This window comes from Pseudomonas sp. FG1 (genome assembly GCF_034313875.1).
GTDB lineage: Bacteria > Pseudomonadota > Gammaproteobacteria > Pseudomonadales > Pseudomonadaceae > Aquipseudomonas > Aquipseudomonas veronii.
Map to the genome: position 1 here is coordinate 3,403,657 of NZ_JAVIWP010000001.1, position 17,838 is coordinate 3,421,494.

14 protein-coding genes and 2 pseudogenes are annotated in these 17,838 nt (G+C 55.4%); 2 read left to right on the forward strand and 14 right to left on the reverse strand.

The genetic code is table 11. The annotated features are described in order from the left end of the window. Window positions 1–18 precede the first annotated feature (18 nt). The 3 genes and pseudogenes from istA to RGV59_RS15890 all read right to left on the reverse strand — a co-directional run bounded on the left by istA (window position 19) and on the right by RGV59_RS15890 (window position 2,936). Window positions 19–1,532: pseudogene (gene istA / locus RGV59_RS15880) on the reverse strand (IS21 family transposase). 326 nt (window positions 1,533–1,858) lie between these two features. Then, entirely contained in the window at window positions 1,859–2,701 is an 843-nt protein-coding gene (locus RGV59_RS15885) for a ParA family protein (RefSeq protein WP_126587411.1), read from the reverse strand. Between the two features lie 4 nt (window positions 2,702–2,705). Then, window positions 2,706–2,936, reverse strand: coding sequence for an AlpA family transcriptional regulator (locus RGV59_RS15890; RefSeq protein ID WP_020300882.1), 231 nt, complete (start codon window positions 2,934–2,936; stop codon window positions 2,706–2,708). Between the two features lie 188 nt (window positions 2,937–3,124). Here RGV59_RS15890 and RGV59_RS15895 point away from each other — a divergent pair, with 188 nt between their 5' ends. After that, entirely contained in the window at window positions 3,125–4,087 is a 963-nt protein-coding gene (locus RGV59_RS15895) for an IS30-like element ISPsme1 family transposase (RefSeq protein ID WP_017846754.1), read from the forward strand. 33 nt (window positions 4,088–4,120) lie between these two features. Here the strand turns inward: RGV59_RS15895 and RGV59_RS15900 are convergent, their stop codons facing one another. The 6 genes and pseudogenes from RGV59_RS15900 to RGV59_RS15920 form a co-directional block, all read right to left on the reverse strand. After that, window positions 4,121–4,873: a hypothetical protein gene (locus RGV59_RS15900; protein ID WP_069551383.1), complete on the reverse strand. Its 753-nt coding sequence runs from the start codon at window positions 4,871–4,873 to the stop codon at window positions 4,121–4,123. A gap of 248 nt (window positions 4,874–5,121) precedes the next feature. Further along, a complete protein-coding gene (locus RGV59_RS31720; protein ID WP_416152047.1) occupies window positions 5,122–5,910 on the reverse strand; it encodes a methyl-accepting chemotaxis protein in 789 nt (262 codons plus the stop codon). A 69-nt stretch (window positions 5,911–5,979) separates the two neighbouring features. Next, window positions 5,980–6,609 (reverse strand): annotated as a pseudogene (locus RGV59_RS31725) (HAMP domain-containing protein); the annotation flags it as partial. 435 nt (window positions 6,610–7,044) lie between these two features. Continuing rightward, window positions 7,045–8,043, reverse strand: a complete 999-nt coding sequence (locus tag RGV59_RS15910) for a SphA family protein (RefSeq protein WP_126587404.1) — start codon at window positions 8,041–8,043, stop codon at window positions 7,045–7,047. Between the two features lie 96 nt (window positions 8,044–8,139). After that, window positions 8,140–9,135 carry a hypothetical protein gene (locus RGV59_RS15915; RefSeq protein WP_090406428.1) on the reverse strand — a complete coding sequence of 332 codons (996 nt, stop codon included), beginning with the start codon at window positions 9,133–9,135 and terminating at the stop codon, window positions 8,140–8,142. Between the two features lie 221 nt (window positions 9,136–9,356). Next, the gene (locus RGV59_RS15920) at window positions 9,357–10,652 is read right to left on the reverse strand and encodes a PucR family transcriptional regulator (protein WP_150786958.1); all 1,296 of its coding nucleotides are present in this window, start codon (window positions 10,650–10,652) and stop codon (window positions 9,357–9,359) included. Window positions 10,653–10,958: 306 nt separating this feature from the next. Here RGV59_RS15920 and RGV59_RS15925 point away from each other — a divergent pair, with 306 nt between their 5' ends. Then, on the forward strand, window positions 10,959–12,023 hold the full coding sequence (locus tag RGV59_RS15925; protein ID WP_126587354.1) for a hypothetical protein: 1,065 nt from the start codon (window positions 10,959–10,961) through the stop codon (window positions 12,021–12,023). 63 nt (window positions 12,024–12,086) lie between these two features. Here RGV59_RS15925 and RGV59_RS15930 read toward each other — a convergent pair whose 3' ends face one another. Genes RGV59_RS15930 through RGV59_RS15950 form a run of 5 tightly spaced genes read right to left on the reverse strand, consistent with a single transcriptional unit; the run spans window position 12,087 to window position 17,834 of the window. Then, window positions 12,087–13,568 (reverse strand): aldehyde dehydrogenase family protein, encoded by a 1,482-nt coding sequence (locus tag RGV59_RS15930; protein ID WP_047531102.1) that lies wholly within the window; start codon window positions 13,566–13,568, stop codon window positions 12,087–12,089. Between the two features lie 43 nt (window positions 13,569–13,611). Then, window positions 13,612–14,460, reverse strand: coding sequence for a VOC family protein (locus tag RGV59_RS15935; protein WP_126587353.1), 849 nt, complete (start codon window positions 14,458–14,460; stop codon window positions 13,612–13,614). Between the two features lie 14 nt (window positions 14,461–14,474). Further along, on the reverse strand, window positions 14,475–16,130 hold the full coding sequence (locus tag RGV59_RS15940; protein WP_185833620.1) for a bifunctional 3-(3-hydroxy-phenyl)propionate/3-hydroxycinnamic acid hydroxylase: 1,656 nt from the start codon (window positions 16,128–16,130) through the stop codon (window positions 14,475–14,477). Window positions 16,131–16,159: 29 nt separating this feature from the next. Beyond that, window positions 16,160–16,981, reverse strand: a complete 822-nt coding sequence (locus RGV59_RS15945) for an IclR family transcriptional regulator (protein WP_126587352.1) — start codon at window positions 16,979–16,981, stop codon at window positions 16,160–16,162. Between the two features lies 1 nt (window position 16,982). Further along, on the reverse strand, window positions 16,983–17,834 hold the full coding sequence (locus RGV59_RS15950; RefSeq protein WP_020300871.1) for a fumarylacetoacetate hydrolase family protein: 852 nt from the start codon (window positions 17,832–17,834) through the stop codon (window positions 16,983–16,985). Window positions 17,835–17,838 lie beyond the last annotated feature (4 nt).

The following is a 17,838-nucleotide window of genomic DNA, read 5'->3' on the forward strand; positions in this document are numbered from 1 at the left end:
TTCGTGCTCCTTTTTCAGTCAGTGGTAGTAGCCAGGGCCGCGCAGATTGATATGTTCATCGGGCAGTAACGGCAGGTTTTGCTGGGCAAGAGGTAGCCGTTCCAGGCCTTGGCGCAGGATCGATTCGAGGCTCTTGTAACTGCATGCGCCTAGGGCCAGCGCACGTTGGCAAGCGGCTTCCAGCCGCTCTTCGCCGTGCTGTTTGCTCAAGCGCAGGATGCCCAGACAGGCGCGGAAGCCATGCTGCGGATGGATTCGGCGTTCGAGGATGTAGGCGATGACACCGGCCGTATTCGGGCCCGTCTGCTCAGCCCAGCGGATCAGCCGCTGGGGCGTCCACTCGGCGTGTTCGCGGTGACTTTTGGGCATGTGCTCGGTGTGGGTAGTGTGGCGGCCTTTGTGCGGCGAGCGCAGATGGCTGGCCACGCGCTGGTTGGCGTGGAAGCACTCGACGGTCTGCGCGGTCAGGCGTACTTCGAGTTGGTGTTTCACCAGTTGGTACGGCACGGAGTAAAAATGGCCGTCGACTTCGACGTGGTAGTCGATGTGGACTCGCACCTTTTTCCATTCGGCGTAGACATACGGATGTTCTGGTAGCGGTTGCAGCGCGGGTTGGTCGATGGTCTCGAAGGCCGAGCGGCGTGAGCCGGGCAGTTTCTTGAAGGGCTTCTGATTGAGGCGATCCAGCAGCAGTCCGATGGCGGTGTTGAGTTCACCCAGCGAAAAGAACTGCCGATTGCGCAGCACCGCCAGGATCCAGCGCTCGACCACTTGAACACCGACTTCGACCTTGGCTTTGTCCTTGGGTTTTCGTGAGCGAGCGGGCAATACGGCGACGCCGTAGTGCTCGGCCAGATCGCGGTAGCTGGGGTTGATATCGGGCTCGTAACGGTGCGCCTTGGTCACGCCACTGCGCAGATTGTCGGGCACCAGGATCTGTGCGGTGCCGCCGAAAAAGCAAAACAGCGGGCATGCGAGCCCAGCCAGTCGGGCAGTTTCTGCGACCAGGTCGCCTCGGCGAAGGTGTAGCTGGAGGCGCCGAGGACGGCGACGAAGATCTGGGCCTGGCGGATCTCTCCGGTTCGCCGGTCGATGATCGGCACGGTCTGACCCGCGTAATCGACGAACAGCTTTTCGCCGGCGCGATGTTCCTGGCGCATGACCACGTCGACCTTGGCGGCCCAGAGCCGGTAGTGCTCGCAGAACCAGCTGTATTGGAAGCCTTGCGGATGGGCGAGTCGATATTCTTGCCAAAGCAGGGCCAGGGTTACGCCGGGGCGGCGCAACTCTGCGTGGACATGAGTCCAGTCCGGCATCGGACGTTGATCGCTGGGGACGTCGGGTGGTGGCGGAAAAAGACGCTGCTGCAACTGCGCCTCGCTCGCCGCACACGGCCAAGTCAGCCCGCTGGCAGCAAAGCGATTGAGGTACTCACCGATAGTTGCGCGACCCACCTGCAAGCTGACAGCGATCTGGCGAGCAGATAGGCCGACCTCAAACTTGAGACGTAGCACTTCCTTAATTTTACGCATGGATAACCGCTCCACGACGACCTCTCTGCTTCGATAAAAGAGGTCGATGGTAGTGAATTAATCCTGCGTTGCTGCCTGCCTTGTGGGTGGCCGGATGGCCGTGGAACGGGTGGCCGGATCATCGTGGAATCAGTGGCCGGATGTTCATGGAATGGGTGGCCGGATGCCCGTGGAATCCGCAGCCAGATGGGTGGTGTGGTCGAGTGAATGGTGGAGCGATGATGGGAAGTTGATCCAACATCAGAAGACTCCTTGCCAAACGCTGTTGGCTATAAGGTCGAGCAAACACAATGATTGGGCGAGAAGTGCCGGCATGGTGAATGGTGTCATTTAACCTCCGTGCACCTGCCCACCCTAGAAATCGCTTCGCGCCATTCCGGAAACAACTCGATGGCCAGCGCTTGCATGGTTTCCATCGCGGATGGCGAGCGTCGTTCCCGTGACTGGCGTGTCTCGACTCGGTGGACCGGTAGGCCAAGGGAGGCGGCGTTGAGGTACGCCACTCGCTCCGGAATTGCGGTGTCTAGAACCGAGATGTTGTTAGCTCCTGCGAAGGTCTCGCGCAGGCCACGGATGATCATCCGGGTGTCCACTCGAATGGCATTCACCTGGTTCAGGAGCAGTCGTAAGGGTGGGGGTGGAATGCCCAGGTGGCGGAAAGGTTCGAGTTCGCTGAGTAGCTTCAAGGTGCCACGCTGCAGTTCGCGGGCGGCGAGCATTTCCGGGGTGATGGGAGAGAGGGCAAGGTCGGAGGCCAGGATGGCCATCTCCAGCAGCACGCTACGCGCACCTTGGGTGTCGATCAAAAGCAGGTCGTAACGGGCGCGGAAGTTGTCGAGCAGATTGCGTAGGCGTAATCGCCCGTCAGGGGCGTGCAGCAGCAAGGTACTCAGTCGACCTTGATCGTCGTTGGAGACGATCAGGTCGAGCCCTGCAATCACTGTCCTGGAAATAATCTGGGCAGGCATAGCTAGGTTGAGTGCGATGAACTCGTACGCACCGGCATCAGCCTTCTGGCTCAAGGCGTAATAGCTGGAGAGGGTGGGTTGGCTATCCAGATCCAGTAGCAGGACGCGTAGGCCTGCGTCAGCCAGTAGGCCGCCGAGATTGGCGGCTACTGTGGTTTTGCCCACCCCGCCTTTGGTGGAAACCACCGATACCACACGCATGGCATCAGGCCTGTTTGCCTAAGCGTTCAACGACCCACTGCTCGATTTCTAGCGAGTCCCAGCCGACTGCCCGCAATCCAATGCGTTTAGCCTGAGGGAATTTACCTTCCTTCATCAGGTTGTAGATGTGCGCGCGTTTGAAGCCGGTTTTTCGCTCCACCTCGTCACGTCGCATGATGTGGCGTTCTACCTGCAGTTGAGGTGCTTCAACGATGGGTAAGGATTGGCTGGACATGCTGGTCACTCCTGGCGCCGATTGGCGCGTGGTGGGAAGTGACCTGAATTGAATAGCAGAATTGGGGGAGAGTCATTGCACTGCAATCAGAGCCTGAATTCATAGAATAAGTGCAACGTTTGAAACGATAGGCAGAGAGTCAGCCACCGGTAGAATCCAGGCTCTCACACCGAAGGATTCAAGCGCAGATGACTACGCATTACCGGCAGCTGACTCAGGGCCAACGTTACCAGATTGAGGCCGGTCTGAGCGCCGGAAAAAGCCAGGCAAGCATCGCGAAACAGGTTGGCGTACATCCCTCGACGATCAGTCGTGAGGTTCGCCGCAACAGCTCCCAGAAGACCTACAAAGCGGTTGCTGCGACCCATGAAAGTGATGCCCGTCGAGCGCAGGCGCGCAAGCACTGCAAGCCATTAACGTGGTTCAGCCATTATCTGCCGCTCTGGCTAAAACACGGTATGAGCCCGGAGCAGATTGCTCAGCGCCTGAAGCAAGAGCAGCCGGAGCGCGCGGTCAGTCACGAGTGGATTTATCGGTTTATCGCCACCGACAAACACGCAGGTGGCGAGTTATACAAGTATTTGCGGCACCGCAGGAAGCTGTACCGAAAACGCTACGGAAGCCACGACCGGCGCGGACAGTTGCGTAATCGCGTATCGATAACCGAGCGCCCTGCTGAGGTCGAAGCCCGCGAGCGTCTAGGTGATTGGGAGGGTGACACGGTGCATGGCGTAGGCGGCAATCTGGTCACGCTGGTTGATCGTAAAAGCGGCTACCTGAGCGCCTATCCGGTCAAGCGCAGGACGCGCCGGCAGGTAACGCGGGCGATCAATCTGTTGCTCAAGGGGCATGCTGTTCACACGCTGACGCTGGATAACGGGAAGGAGTTTGCCGGGCATGAACGCATTGCGCATCGGAGCCAGTGCCAAGTCTTTTTTGCAGAACCCTATTCATCCTGGCAGCGAGGCACTAATGAAAATACCAACGGCCTGCTCCGGCAGTATTTTCCCAAGGGCGGCGACTTCAGCAAGCTGACCGTCGAGGCGGTCAGTCGCGTGGTAACGAAGATCAATTTACGCCCGCGAAAACGCCTGGGCTGGAAGACGCCGTACGAAGTTTATGCAGGGGTGAGCGTTGCACTTATGTGTTGAATTCAGGGAGGTATTGCAGTGCAATTGCTCCACTCAGATATCTTTTTTGAGTATGCGATTGGCTGCGGCGAACTTTGCATCCAGCGTGCGTTTGCTCAGGCCAGGATCGTCTTTGCGATGAGCTGAGATGGAATTGACGATGGAGGATTGACTATCAAATACTGAGTGCGGTTTACCTGATGGCGAGTGTCCTAAGATTAGTTCAAGCAACGCCCCTATGACTTTCAGGTAGCCGATTTCACTGCGGTCACTGAGTTTACTGTTGGACTTTAGTAACTGATGGATATTTTCTCTTTCCAACCCCATTGCCTCAAGCTCATCGAGTAGTTGTTGATAAGACGCTTCTATATTTTTTATCCGCAATTGCATTGCATCTCGGTCGGCTTGTAAGGCCAGATAGGTGCCAGGGCTGATAGCTCCTTGTTGGTTGAAGGACTGTTCGAAAAGAAAGCTTGGTCTTTGGTCAGGGTAGTAGCGCGCCATCCAAACTCTGAGGTCAGTATGGCGGATAGTTATCTGACTGCAATCGATGGGCGTGCCAATCGTGACCGACACGCCGAAGCAGCCATAGGCCAGGTCGCCATGGCGAATGGCATCTATAATTTTTTCGGTATTTGCCTGTAGGCACGGCCATTGGGGGAAGTATTTTGACAGGAGCGCAGGACAGTCCCAAGCCGATTCTAGTATTTGGGTTTCATGAGCCATGAGATTGCACCAGCGTATAGCTGCGTCAATGGGCCGATAAAAAATTTTTGCAAAAACGTTGTAGCTGTCGGGTTCATACATAGGAGCAGCCTCATATTCGAGGGAGCAGATCCGCTAACTACGTTTTTATGGCCTTTACTAGCTGGGCTTCCGTGCGGCAACTGTCCCTTGATTCGGTTTTATTTGTTGGTAAATCGATATCCTTTTTTTCGTGAGAGATCCGAGCATTAAGCACCTAATGCACTCTGGTTATCGAGTTCTTACGCTTGTTTCAATTGACGATTTAGACGCACAGCACCACGGTGCTTCTCCCAATAACCTATGCATCGCTAGACTTTGAAAGAGCTTATTCTGTGGTGCAGCAACTGACTTTGCTTATTCAGGAGTCGTGCTCCATCAGCTAGGTCATTGACATAGTGGGAGACTCCATCACTCAGTCGGTGAATGATGATGATATTTTCGTTCACCGTTTCCGCGACAGTACTCTGCTCCTGAGCAGCCAAAGCAATGTGTTGGTTCATTTCATTGATGCCCTGAATGTTTTCGCTGATTCGCGTCAGGAACTCACCGACTTGCCGTGAGGTGCCCACCGCATCCTGCAGCGCATTCTGGCAACCCTCCATGGCTTCTCGTGCCTGATGCGCTGCGCCCTGTAACTGGGTGACAATATTTTCAATGACTTCGGTCGACTGGCGGGTCTTTAGCGCCAGGGCACGGACTTCGTCAGCGACCACGGCAAATCCTCGTCCTTGCTCACCGGCTCGTGCGGCTTCGATGGCGGCGTTCAGGGCGAGGAGGTTGGTCTGCTCGGCGATCCCGCGAATAGTGACCACCATCGCACCGATCCCCTCGCTGTCTCGCATCAAGTCACCCAGTTTCAGAGCGGTATGGGCTATCTGTGTCCCCAGGCGTTCGACCATTTGCTGGCTGGCGTCCATCATGGCGTTCCCTTCGCAGACATGGGCTGCCGACTCGCGTGTTTGTGCGCTAGTGCTCGAGGCGTGTCTGGCAACCTGGATGGCGGATCGAGCGAGTTGCTGCACGGAAGCGGCTACGGATTCGACCTGCTGGACCTGCTGGGCGGTAGCGTGCGAGGTGTGACCAGTTGTTATGTCCATTTCACCGGCATGCTGATCGAGAGCGCTAGAGACGAGCCCGACATCCGCAATCAGGTTCGATAGCCGTTCAAGCACTAGGTTGAAGTTGCCAGCCAACTCACCAATTTCATCAGGGCAACTGGCATCTAGGCGTTTACTCAAGTCAGCTTCACCTCGTGCTATCTGCGCCAGGCAAAGGCTGACCTCTTTGACTGGTCGCAGAATGTGACGCCGGGTCAATAGCCACACAGTCCCCAAGGTAGCGAGCAACAAAACTGCGGTGACTGCCAAGTTTTGCAGTAATACAGTTTTCAGGGTCGTTCTCAGCGCCTGGTTGTTGAACTCAATATCCAGCATAGCCAGCGCCTGACCATGATGCATTACCTGTGTGTTGATCCGGAAGGAGACATTAGCCGCGTTTTTCTGACTGACAGAAGTTGAACGTTGCGTACGGGAATCGCGCACCGTTAGTCCATTAACATCGGGGGCGCGCAACAGTTCATTCAGCAAATTTTCGATCTGAGCCTGATTACCACTCGCGAGCGGTTCGCTTAGGGATTGTGCCGCAAGCTCAAGTAACGTAGTGGCTTGCCTGAGTTGCTGTCTGCTCAACTCCCGAGACGTGAATTGATAGTTGAGCGTCGCGACAGCGAGTGAAACGCAAAGCATGACCAGTGTGAGCGTCATCATCATTTTGCCTGCGAGCGAATATTGCATCATGGATCTCGTTTTATTGGCGTGGTCTTTCAGCAGAAACGATGCAGGGTTAATTTCATCCTGATGCGACTCGCGGCATTGCGGAGTAGGCGAGATAATCGGCGAAACGCGGATCTGAAATTTGTGTAGAATTAAGAATTACTGAGGTAGCACAAGTCATAGGCGATCTCGGTGTGAACGACGGATATGTTCTCGGTAGCGCTAATCTTCAGTGCAGCCGGACAAACGCAAAAGACACACGAACGGCTATTGTGCTCGGTAGGAGTTACCTGCAGATTGCCGTTCAGCTCGTTGAGGCCCACCTTCCATTTGTCGACCCACTTCCATATCCAATATTTATTTCGACGAACGGTTAACTTGGAAGCCAACGCGTCCGTGGCGGGGAAGAGTTGAGCGCCACCTCGACGTATCGCTACATCGAGGATAATGCTCTTGACCTCAAAAGGTGTGCGCGTAACGTACCTGCACGACGTAGTCGTTGCGTGCGCGGTTCTCTACTTCGGTCTCACGATAAGTGTTGAACCAGACACCATCACCATCGCCTACTTTCCAGAACACCCCAGGGCCAATCCCAAGCACTTTTTCGCGAGAGTCGGCGAGGCGGTGACCATTGACCTCATCATCACTTATTTGTTTGAAGTAATACCCATTGAGGCCAACTGAGACGTTGGGTATCACTTCATAGGAGGCAGTAAAGTTAATCCATGCCGCTTTGCCTGCCTGGGTATCACGCACAGGCTGACCTTCGAACAGTTGCACTGAACTGCTGGCTGGGTCCTTGTTTTTAAAGTTTTGCAGATAGTGCAAGCGCCAGCTCACTTCCCAGCGGGGTGCGGGCATCCAGGTCGCCGCCCAGTAAGGATTGATCGAGTAGAAGTTAGATCCTTGGTTGAGGTCCTTGTGTTCATCGTATTTACCGACGGGTAACAACACATCCAGTGCCAGGCGCTGGACGAAAATAGGTCGTCCATGCTCATCGACAATAGGATCGAACTGCACCAGCGGGCCGGTGGTGACGTCGCCAACTCCAGTGGCGTTGTCCTTGAGTTGTGGACCGTTGCTACCAAAGTCACCGTCGAGTGAAACGATCGGCACAATGATGTTCCAGCCCAGGTGTGCGCCCGCGCCAATAGTGTTGGGCGAGTAATAGCTGAGTTGGTTGATCAGGCTGGTGACATTGATCTTCGGGTTATCAAAGTCTTTGATTTCCTTACCCGAGTTATTTCGAATCGAACTGGCGCTGGTGTACCTCAAGTATTGCTGGAACGAAAAGCCGGGCAGGCCGGCAAATCCATCGTAAAAACTGGTGCCTCCCAGATTGATCCCGTTCGGCTCCCCAACGCTAGGCGGTGGAGGGCCGTTGGCGGCTACAGTTTCTAGGGACGAGAGAGTGGCGAGGACTAGCAAGGCTGGACAAATTTTTTTTATTGTGTTCATCGTTGTTGGCTCTATTGTTATTTTTTTTGGCGCTATTTGGTAATTCCCAGAGTGCTTTTGCATCAAGCAATCTGGTACCAATGTGCTTTTGGCACATTATTTTTTTGCTTGCGTGGTACCTGGGCTCGCGGCATCAGACGCTGAGGGCTTTGCTCTGAATCGATGGAAAGGGCAACCCGCGACTTTCGCCTGCTCGCTCTGCTGATCTGGTGTTTTAGATGCACCCGCAGCGCGCTTGGCGGCATGCGCCACTTGCCGGCGTTCCGTGAAGGTGTCCTTCGGATCAGGGATCACCTTTTCCCCCATCCACAGAAAACCGGCAGTAAACAAACGCAATGCTTTCCTGGCCAACGGTGAGGGTCGTTTGAGTTCGTAGGCGCGGATCAGATGATCGGGATAAAGACTGATCACCCAGGCAAATACCAGAGAGTGTGAGAACTTTGGAAAATAACGATCGGCGAACTGTTGGATTATTGCTCGCGCCGCCGGTGGGCCCATGTCGTGTTTGGGAACATCCTCACTTTCCCAGCGATCCATGAAGGCCATGATTCCATCAAAGGAATCAGGGAAGCCTGTAATCGCTTCGCCCGTCCCGGCGTTGCGAAAAATGGTTGACATCTGGTGCCAGTATTTAACAGCGGCGAGCTTCTCTTTTTCGCTCATGCCCGCCATACCTACGCGTTGCATCAGGCGATGCATGCCGGCTGCTTCATAGCAAAGCGTGTAGACGTAGGTGTCGTTGCGGCTGAAGCTCTCGCCAAATCGCTGAGCGTAGTGGGAGTGTATTTTGTTTATCGACTCAACGTTTTCGCGGGTCTTGTCGTGGTGTGAACCGTAATGCCACCAAACCTGCATCTTCCAGGATGTGTCATCGGAGCGTCTGAATGAGTTTTTTAGAATTTTCCCGTCACCGTTGTCAATGAGAGGCAACGCGTCCAATTCCCTTACGAAGAAGTGAGGGAAAGTGACGGCGTACACAAGATTCATGATGAAGTCGGTTGGCCGATAAGCCGCAGAGAGTTTCCAGATCTCGTCATAGTCGGTAGCAGGGTCGAGCTGATCAATACGCGCGGCGATCCATTTGCGGGTCATCGGGTTTTCCTCTTATTTTTGTTGTCATCTCACTGGGCGCATGGTCATTGCGCTTCCTGCGGATGGCTTACAAGTTAGAAGAAGTACCGAGCGCAGTCATTAGGCCGGAAAACCAAAATAATGATTGGTTTTGGTATTGCAGTACGGCGGCCCTCGAGCGCTTGAAACGTGCGTTGATGGTCTATCGACTGGGATACATCAATCTCACTGTTTACCTGTTTCTATTCCCTTTCATGCTTGAGGACACGGCCCTCGTACTGGGTGATCAGGTGCAAGGCGCAGCGTATTTCGAGCTCTCGTTGCTTGATAGGACAACCCAGCAGTAGTTCTATCTGTTGCAGTCTATACACTAGCGTGTTGCGGTGAATACCTAGCGCTTCAGCACCGTGGAGCAAGCTGTTGCCTGACTGCAAGTAAGCGCTGAGTGTTTGGCGGTAGCCGCCGGCTTTCTCTGATTTGTTTGCCAGAGGTCCGAGCACGGAGTCGACATACCACGCGGCCTTTTCAAGATCCTGACCGACCAGGATCGTCAGGACATGGTCAGCCCAGCGCATGACGCCTTTGATTGGGGAAAGGATTGCAACGCTACTGACATCTCTGGCTTGAAGATGAGTACGCCTGAACCCAGCAGGGCCCTTCGCTGGTTCACCCAGTGCACATTGAGTTCCACTTAATTGCCCCAGTGTTTCTTCAAGTCGTTTCAGTTGTGTCGGAGTAGGGGCGCGCGGTGTACTGACCCAAGCCCATGTCAAATGCTGAGTGAAGGAAACTACCAGCGGTGTATCGCCGATGATTGCATCTTGTAAATTGCGTTGTAACTCACCCAAGTCTGAGCTGAGCTTGGTGTTGAGATCAGAAATAATGATACCGACATGGAAATGCTCAAGATCCAGGCCATGATCTTTTTTGATTTGCTTTAGCTCGAATGGTTGAAGCGCGCCCGCATTGCCGATCAACTTTTCCACAAGGGCGCGGCGTCTCGCGATTTGACTTTCCATCAGCACCTGACGCTCGTCCAGGTAGCACAGCACAAAGTGCTCGATGATTTCATCCACCACGCCTGCACCGTTGGTGACTAACCGTTGAACCGTTGAGGGTGCAAAAGTCCTGGACGCCGACGCGGTGAAAAAATGATTGACCCAGATAGTCTGGTTGGCTCGCATGTTTTTGACGATGCTGCTGAACGGTACTTCGCGACGTGCAGCTTGTCGCGCCATTGAAGGGATCAATTTCAGCGTAAAGTGCGCACTTTTTCTCGATAACGAACTCATGAATATATCGAGGATGAGCGTTTCAAGGTTGAGGCGTATCTCTGGCGTCGGCAAGTCAGGCACCGTTTGAAATTCGTCCTGCAAGCGCTTGAGGGAACTGGCGGCCTCCTCAAGCGCCCAGGCCACCGCACCTTCACCCATCTTCAACACAGCATTGGTCAGATGATGCTGACCAATCACCGCCTTGGAAAAAGCGTCCTCGACCGAGCCTTTTGGCTGCAGGTGAGAATAGAGATCAGTAGTCAAACGGTACTCCCTGTGAGTCGTAATGATTATTTATGTACGCATCACGCAGCCGCCCGTGGGGATCCAGCGCACTGTGATTGCAGTATAGCGTCGCGGTGATACTGCAATACCAAAAACGCCGTCGAGCTTGGATGGACAGACCGGAGACTGGCCCGGGGCGAGGCCCTATCGTAAGTGGTGGTGTTTTTAAATCGAGAGCACCCAGACGTTGCGCCATGAGCGCTTCTGTCTGACGACTGAAGGCCGCTGATCAGAGGCCTCTATTTTCGTATTCACTATGTGCACTCAAGCGAAGAGAGGATCTACATGTCTGCCCCTAAAAAGTGGATTCAAGCCAAAATCCAAAGCCTCGACCCAAGCAAGGATTACATTGAAATCTGGCGTTTATCGAACAGCTACGGGCTGAACGACTTCATGCAGAACTTCATCTACGCGTTGACCTTCCCTAATTTTGTCGTCACCGATTGGGGCTCCAGAGCGGTCTGGCGTGAAGACGGTGGCAAAGTCGTTTCACGGTCCACCTCGCGTGTAGAGCAGACCGGCAGCGCCAATGCGCTGTGGTGGTTCTACGGTCCTGAAGACAGCCGCACCATCAAGTCGGTTGAAGGTATTAATAATCTTCATGCGCATTGGGCCAAGCAGTATCCCGGTGCCTTTTCTTATAATGACGATTACGTGTACGTCTGTGCATTCACCGCCATCACAATGCACCGTCTGAAGTTGAAGATGGGCGCCCCGGGCCTCTCCGAGAACGAGAAGATTGCCGCGCACTTGTTCTGGGGTGACATGTGCAAACTCTTCCGTGCTGAAAACGATCAGCCGATCACTGGTTACCCGGATAGTTTCGACGCGCTCGTGGAATTTTGCGAAGCCTTCGAAAATGCTCCAAAACCCAAGCTTGAACGTGGCAATCTCATTATCACGGCGATTCATGAGCAGTTTGTCTTCCGCTTCTTCCCCAAGGAGTTGCATTGGTTTGGCCATCAGTTACTGCGCGCCATGTCATTGACCACCACGCTCGACACCATGCAGGTCGACCGCCCTGACCCCGCCGCGGCCCAGCTTTTGCCGCAACTGGCCGGCTACATGATGGGCATGATGGAAATGAATGCCGACGATCCGACTGAAGCCTATATCGAAGAGCGGATGAACATGTCCAGTGAAGATAAAGCCGAAGTGCGAAAGGGCATCCAGGCGCTGGACAAGCAATTCCCCGAGCATTACGTCGAAACGTACAAGAACGATCCTAAATTTGTCGGTTGCCCTTTTCATGCCGCTTTGGGCGATGGCGTTACACCGCAAAATGCAGCCGACAAACAAAGCATCAAGTCCATAGAGGCTCAGGTAGCGGCTTTGGGCGGCGACGAGTAACGCCAACTCACCTTGTTGCCCTGCATGACAATCAGCCCCGACAGGGGCTGACTGCGTGGTGCATTAAAAAGGGTAGTGGTGACCACCTGGCTGCCAGGTCACCCAGTGTGCGCGAGTGAATTCATCGACGGCATAATGACCGTTGAAACGCCCGAGCCCGGAGTTCTTTTCACCTCCGAAGGGCGCGTTTGGCTGGTCATCGACGGTGATGTCGTTGATGTGCGTCATGCCGGCGACGATGCCACGAGCGAACTGCAACCCGCGCGCCATGTCTTGGGTGAATACCGCACTGGACAACCCATACTCGCTGGCATTCGCAAGTCGCAGGGCGTGCGCTTCATCGTCGGCTATGAGCATTGGTAACAGTGGGCCAAATGTTTCATCTACCGCCAGGGCGTCATCGGCTTTTACGTTGCCGAAAACATGCGGTGGGAGCAACAGACCGTTGGCTGAAGCGCCGAACAGTTTAGTCAGGCCAGCGCTGTGTGCCTGATCAATCTTGCGTAACAGGCCATTCAATTGCGATTGATTGACGACAGGCCCAATCACGGTGTCCGCATCATTAGGGTTACCCACTTTCAGCTTGCTGACCCTCTCCACCACAAGTTCTGCAAACGCCGGGTATAAGGTGCGATCAACAATCACTCGGTTGACGCTCATGCATATCTGCCCTTGATGCAGGAAACGGCCGACCACGGCTGCGTGAGCTGCCACTTCAACGTCGGCATCATTCAGCACCACCAGTGGCGCGTTACCACCGAGTTCAAGAGCAACGCGTTTGATGTGCTTGCCACCCGTGGCGATGCGCCCGACATTGCGCCCCACGTCCGTAGAACCGGTGAACGAGATCAGCCTGGGTACTCGATGTTCCACGAAGGCGTCACCGATTTCCGATCCGGCGCCCACAACAACGTTGATGGTGCCCGCAGGGAAGCCCGCCGCCTCCAGTAGGTAGGCGATCAACAATCCGCCGCTGACAGCGGTATCACTCGCAGGTTTCAGCACTACGGTATTACCTAATGCCAAGGCCGGAATAACGGAGCGCATGCTTAGATAAAGAGGAAAATTCCATGGGCTGATCACCCCTACAACGCCAAGTGGATCACGGAACACAAAGCTCTGTTCGCCGGGCTTGTAGCTGGTCAAGATCCGACCCTCTACTTGCATCGGCATGCTCGCGCATTCTCGGACCAGGTTCAGCGTGCTTTGCCACTCGATGCCAGCCTTGATTCGAGTGCTGCCCGACTCTTTGATGAGCCAGTCGATAATTTCTTCACTGCGCTGCGCAACGATAACGGCAAGCTTTTCAAGCAACATAACCCGTTGGCCGGCGTGTAGCGCAGCCCACTCCAGCTGTGCCTTTTCGGCGGCCAGATAAGCTTCATCCAGATCGGCGACCGAGGCGAGCGGCATGTCCAACAGCAACTCGTTGTTGAAGGGGTTGCGGTTGTCCAGGCGTTTGGTTGAGCGACCTGGCTGCCAGCGGCCGTTAATGTATTGATGACCTTGAATGGCAAATGGAGCGGGTGCGTTCTGGTTGTTCATTTAGGCGACTCGATCAATTTAATGGATTGACTTCCCTGCAAAATCAGGTGCGCATCCAGGCGCGGCCCCATGAGTTAAGAGTGTGCTCACTCTGCGGCCATACGCCGGCTTCACGGTCTGCTGGCGCCAGTTCAAGTTCGGCCGAGAATTCCAGTCGGTTCCGATCGGCATCGACCACCATGAAAAACAGATTGTTGCCCGGACCATGACGGCCAGGGCCGAAGAAAATGCTGATGCGCTCCTTGGCAAACCGGTCGCCCCAATCACGAATGTCATTCCACTCATTGGTTTCGTAACAATGGTGGTCCCATTCATTCTTCGACCCACGGAAAAAGGCGAGGGAGTGATGCTCGTCGTCGGAGCGCAGGAAACACACCATGAGCTGGCCGGTTTCCTGGTCGACCACGTTGTCGGAAATGGTGAAGCCAACGGTGTTGACGTAAAAGTCGATAATCGTCTCAAGCTCGGTGGTTTGGAACACAACGTGCTGCAACCTCGACGGCATGCCTTGCAGTTCAGCACTTGTATCGGGAAGTACTACGCCGAATATTGTCTGGCGACCCTGTGGATCCCGAATGGCAAACGCGCCTGGCTCAAGTAAAGGCGAGGTCACCGGATCCATCTTGCATTCACGCTCAATCAGGTTCTGACGCAGCGCTTCCAGTTTGGCGTTGGAGTGGAGGTTGAAGGCAGCGGCCAGCAGGCCGCTATGGTCGGCTGGCGAAATGATTGCCGCTCGTTTCGGCCCCCGCATCACCTGGCTGCCATCTGCTTGTGGCGATGCGCGCATGTCCATCATTCGCGTATAAAAATCTACCTGGCGTTGAGGTTCTTTGCTTGCCAGGTGCAGGTAGCACAGTTGAGCAGGGGTCGAAGTCTGGAGGGTCGTCATGGAAAACTCCGCGATCAAAGAGTAACTGGGGAATGGGCGGTATTGGCAGCCGCGACGGCGACTGTCGTAGCCTGTGCAATGCCCAACAAGGACTGAAGAGCCAGAGCTGTTTCTGACTCCTGAGCCTGGTCAAATATGGCGGCGACATAGCGGTCGGGACGTAGCAGCAGGAAGGTGCTGGCCTCGGCAAACAGTGCGCATAACTCACCGTTGCGATCATGTACGATCGTGAGTCCCGCCAAAGGGGGCGGAAGCGGAGCGTCTTGTGGAATGATCACGATGCGCTTGGCATCCAGGTGGGTCCAGAGCGGGTGCTGCAGTTGATCCATGCGTTGGCTGCGCAGATCGCCATATTGAATCAAGGCAAAGCCCGGGCCGATGTGCTCATCCAACAGTTGCGCGCAGCCGTGAGAGTCGAAAAGAGTCGGCTGCGGCAGCATGGTCCCGGCGCGCAGGTTGCCGGCCTTACCTTGGGATAACACCAGGCCCTGGGTAAAACGAGGCTTTGGTTTAAACTTCATTTGCAGAAAGTAATCGCGCAGAGGCGGGATCAGCCCGATCACGCGGAAGGTGCTGGTAATGAGTTTGGCGCGCAAGGCTGAAGCCGGCGCCATGACCACCCCGAGATTCAGCGCCAGCTTGATCAGCGCCCAGGCATGATCGCGGCGTTCGCTTTCATAGGTCTCGAGGGCGCTTTTCGCCATTTGTCCCCTGAGTACCGCCACAAGTTTCCAGGCGATGTTATGCGCATCACGCACACCACTGTTCATGCCTTGGCCCGCATAGGGTGGGGTCAGGTGCGCAGCGTCACCGGCGAGAAAAACACGACCTTCCTGCCAGCGAGAGGCAACCCTGGCGTGGAAGGTGTAGACCACTTTGCGCACCAGCGAATAAGCTTTTTCACCCCGGAACGGCCGCAGCAAGTTGCCAAGGCTAGCGTCGCTGAGCATTTGCTCATCAGTCTCGTCGTCTTTGAGCATGAACTCGAAGCGACGTGTCTGATGAGGGCCGGGCACTTCTACGACAGGTCGCTGCGCGTCGCAATACACACGAGTCTGCCAGAACGGGTCATCGTCCTGATCCAGATCCACGACCAACCATCGGGACTTGAAGCTGGAACCCACCATATCGATACCCAGTTGTTTTCGAACCGGGCTTCTGCCGCCATCACAGGCAACCATGTACTGGGCGTGCACCTCAACCGTGTCACCGGCCGCATTTTGTATTCGAGCGAGAACGCCTGAGGCGTTCTGTGTGAAGTCGATCAGTTCATGGCAGAAAAGCGGAGTCAGGCTAGGGAAACGCTCCATACCTTGCATCAGCGTGCGTTCGAACAGGGGTTGCCTGAACGCATTGCGTTTGGGGTAGCCGTATTGCTTGCCGACAGGTTCGACCTTGCCAAAGCAACGTCCCCCTGGCTTGTCGAAGTAGTGAACGCCGTAGCCTTTGACGACGTCAGCCAACACGGCTTCATCCAGCCCGGCTGCCTGCATGGTTCGCAGCGACTCATCGTCGATCGAAACGGCACGCGGTTCAGTCACGGTGCCGGCTTTACGATCAAGAATGGTCGTACGCACGCCGGCCTGTCCGAGGAGGTTGGCCAACGTGAGTCCTGTCGGGCCGGCACCGATAATCAGTACGTCAGTATTCACGGGTGTAAAGGTTGTCATTTTTATTCCCTCGGTGACCGCCGGGCTGGTCAGTCCAGTACTTCTGGTCTGTGCGCCAGCGCGGTCATGAGTTGTGAAAGATTGTCGGCAAGGGCGAGGATTTGCTGGCCTTGCACTTCATCCTGTTCGCTATCGCGTTGCGAGGTCGGGCGCACGCAGCTGATGCTGCCCACCACTTTGCCGTCGCCATCGAATATGGGGGCCGCGAGGCCAAAGACGTCAGCATCGACTTCGCTGGTGCTCAGCACATATCCCTGGCGGCGCAAGCGTTGGAGCGAGCGCCGGAACACCTCCCACGTCTTGCCAAGGTTGCTGGACTCGATGTCACTCGGGTTTTCCAGAAACAGTTGGCTTTGATGCCGTGAGCCCATGTTGGCGAGGATCGCTTTAGAGGTCGCTCCCATGAACAAAGGTCTTGGCGATCCTCGCGAGTAGCTCACTTGGTTGGAAAGGTTGCCGGTTTGATGGATACAGACCACTTGATCCTTGAACAGCCGACACACCAACCAGGCTTGCTCGGCACCCCATTGCGGAAAGGTCGACTCCAGGGAGTGCGCCGCGCGTACCAACGGATCACTGACGCGCAGTTGGCGATCCCAGGTGATGATTCTCGCGCCCAGCGCATAGCGACCGGCCTCCACCTGAAACAGCAAATTGGCCTCGGCCAGTTCGCGTACATAACGGTAGGCAGTGGAGCGTGTGAACCCCAGCGCATTTCCCATCCCGTCGACCGTCCAGATGGGATGGTGCTCGGTGAACAGGTCGAGAATTCGCAGCATCCGCTCCAGGCTGGAGCCTTTGCTGTCTGCCAGGTGCTCGGTGGTGTCTTCGGAATCAAACGGTCTTTGCATGTCAACTCTCGTCTACAATACTGTTGCGCAGGATACCAATGCGCTCGATTTCGATTTCGACGATATCGCCCGGCTTCATCCAGACTGGTGGCTCGCGGAATGCACCAACGCCGCCGGTGGTGCCGCTGACGATTACGTCTCCAGGGGCCAGTTCAGTGAACGCGGTGCAGTACTCGATCAACTTGCGCACATCGAAAATCATGTCGCTGGTGCGCGTGTGTTGCATCACTTCGCCGTTCAAACGAGTCGTCAGTTCCAGGTCCTGCGGGTCGACGATTTCATCGCTGGTGACCATCCATGGGCCGAATCCTCCGGTGGCCGGGAAGTTCTTCCCTGGAACAAACTGGATCGTGTGCTTCTGCCAGTCACGTACGCTGCCGTCGTTGTAGCAGGCATAGCCGGCGACGTAGTCCAAGGCGTCCTCCGGTTTGACGTGGCGAGCGGTCTTGCCGATCACCACGGCCAGTTCACCTTCGAAGTCAAGCTTGTGGGACACGGTTGGGCGAACGATGGGCTGCAGGTGTGCGGTCTGGCTGTCGGCAAAGCGGGTGAAAATCATCGGGTAGGTCGGCATGTCCCGACCAGTCTCGCGCACATGCGTAGCGTAGTTGATCCCGATGCAGAGCACTTTGCCTGGGTTGGCAATGACCGGCAAAAAGGTGATTTCACTCAATGCCAGGCGAGGCAGGTCTTTCAGCGCATCAGCCCCCAGTTCGCTCAGTCGATTGCGCGCGATGGCTTCTTTGAGGTCCGCACCCAGGTGAGACTTGAGTGATTCCAGGTCAATGACGTGGTCACCTTTAACAATGCCGTACGTGGAACGGTTTTGGTAAACGAAGCTTGCGATTTTCATGGGT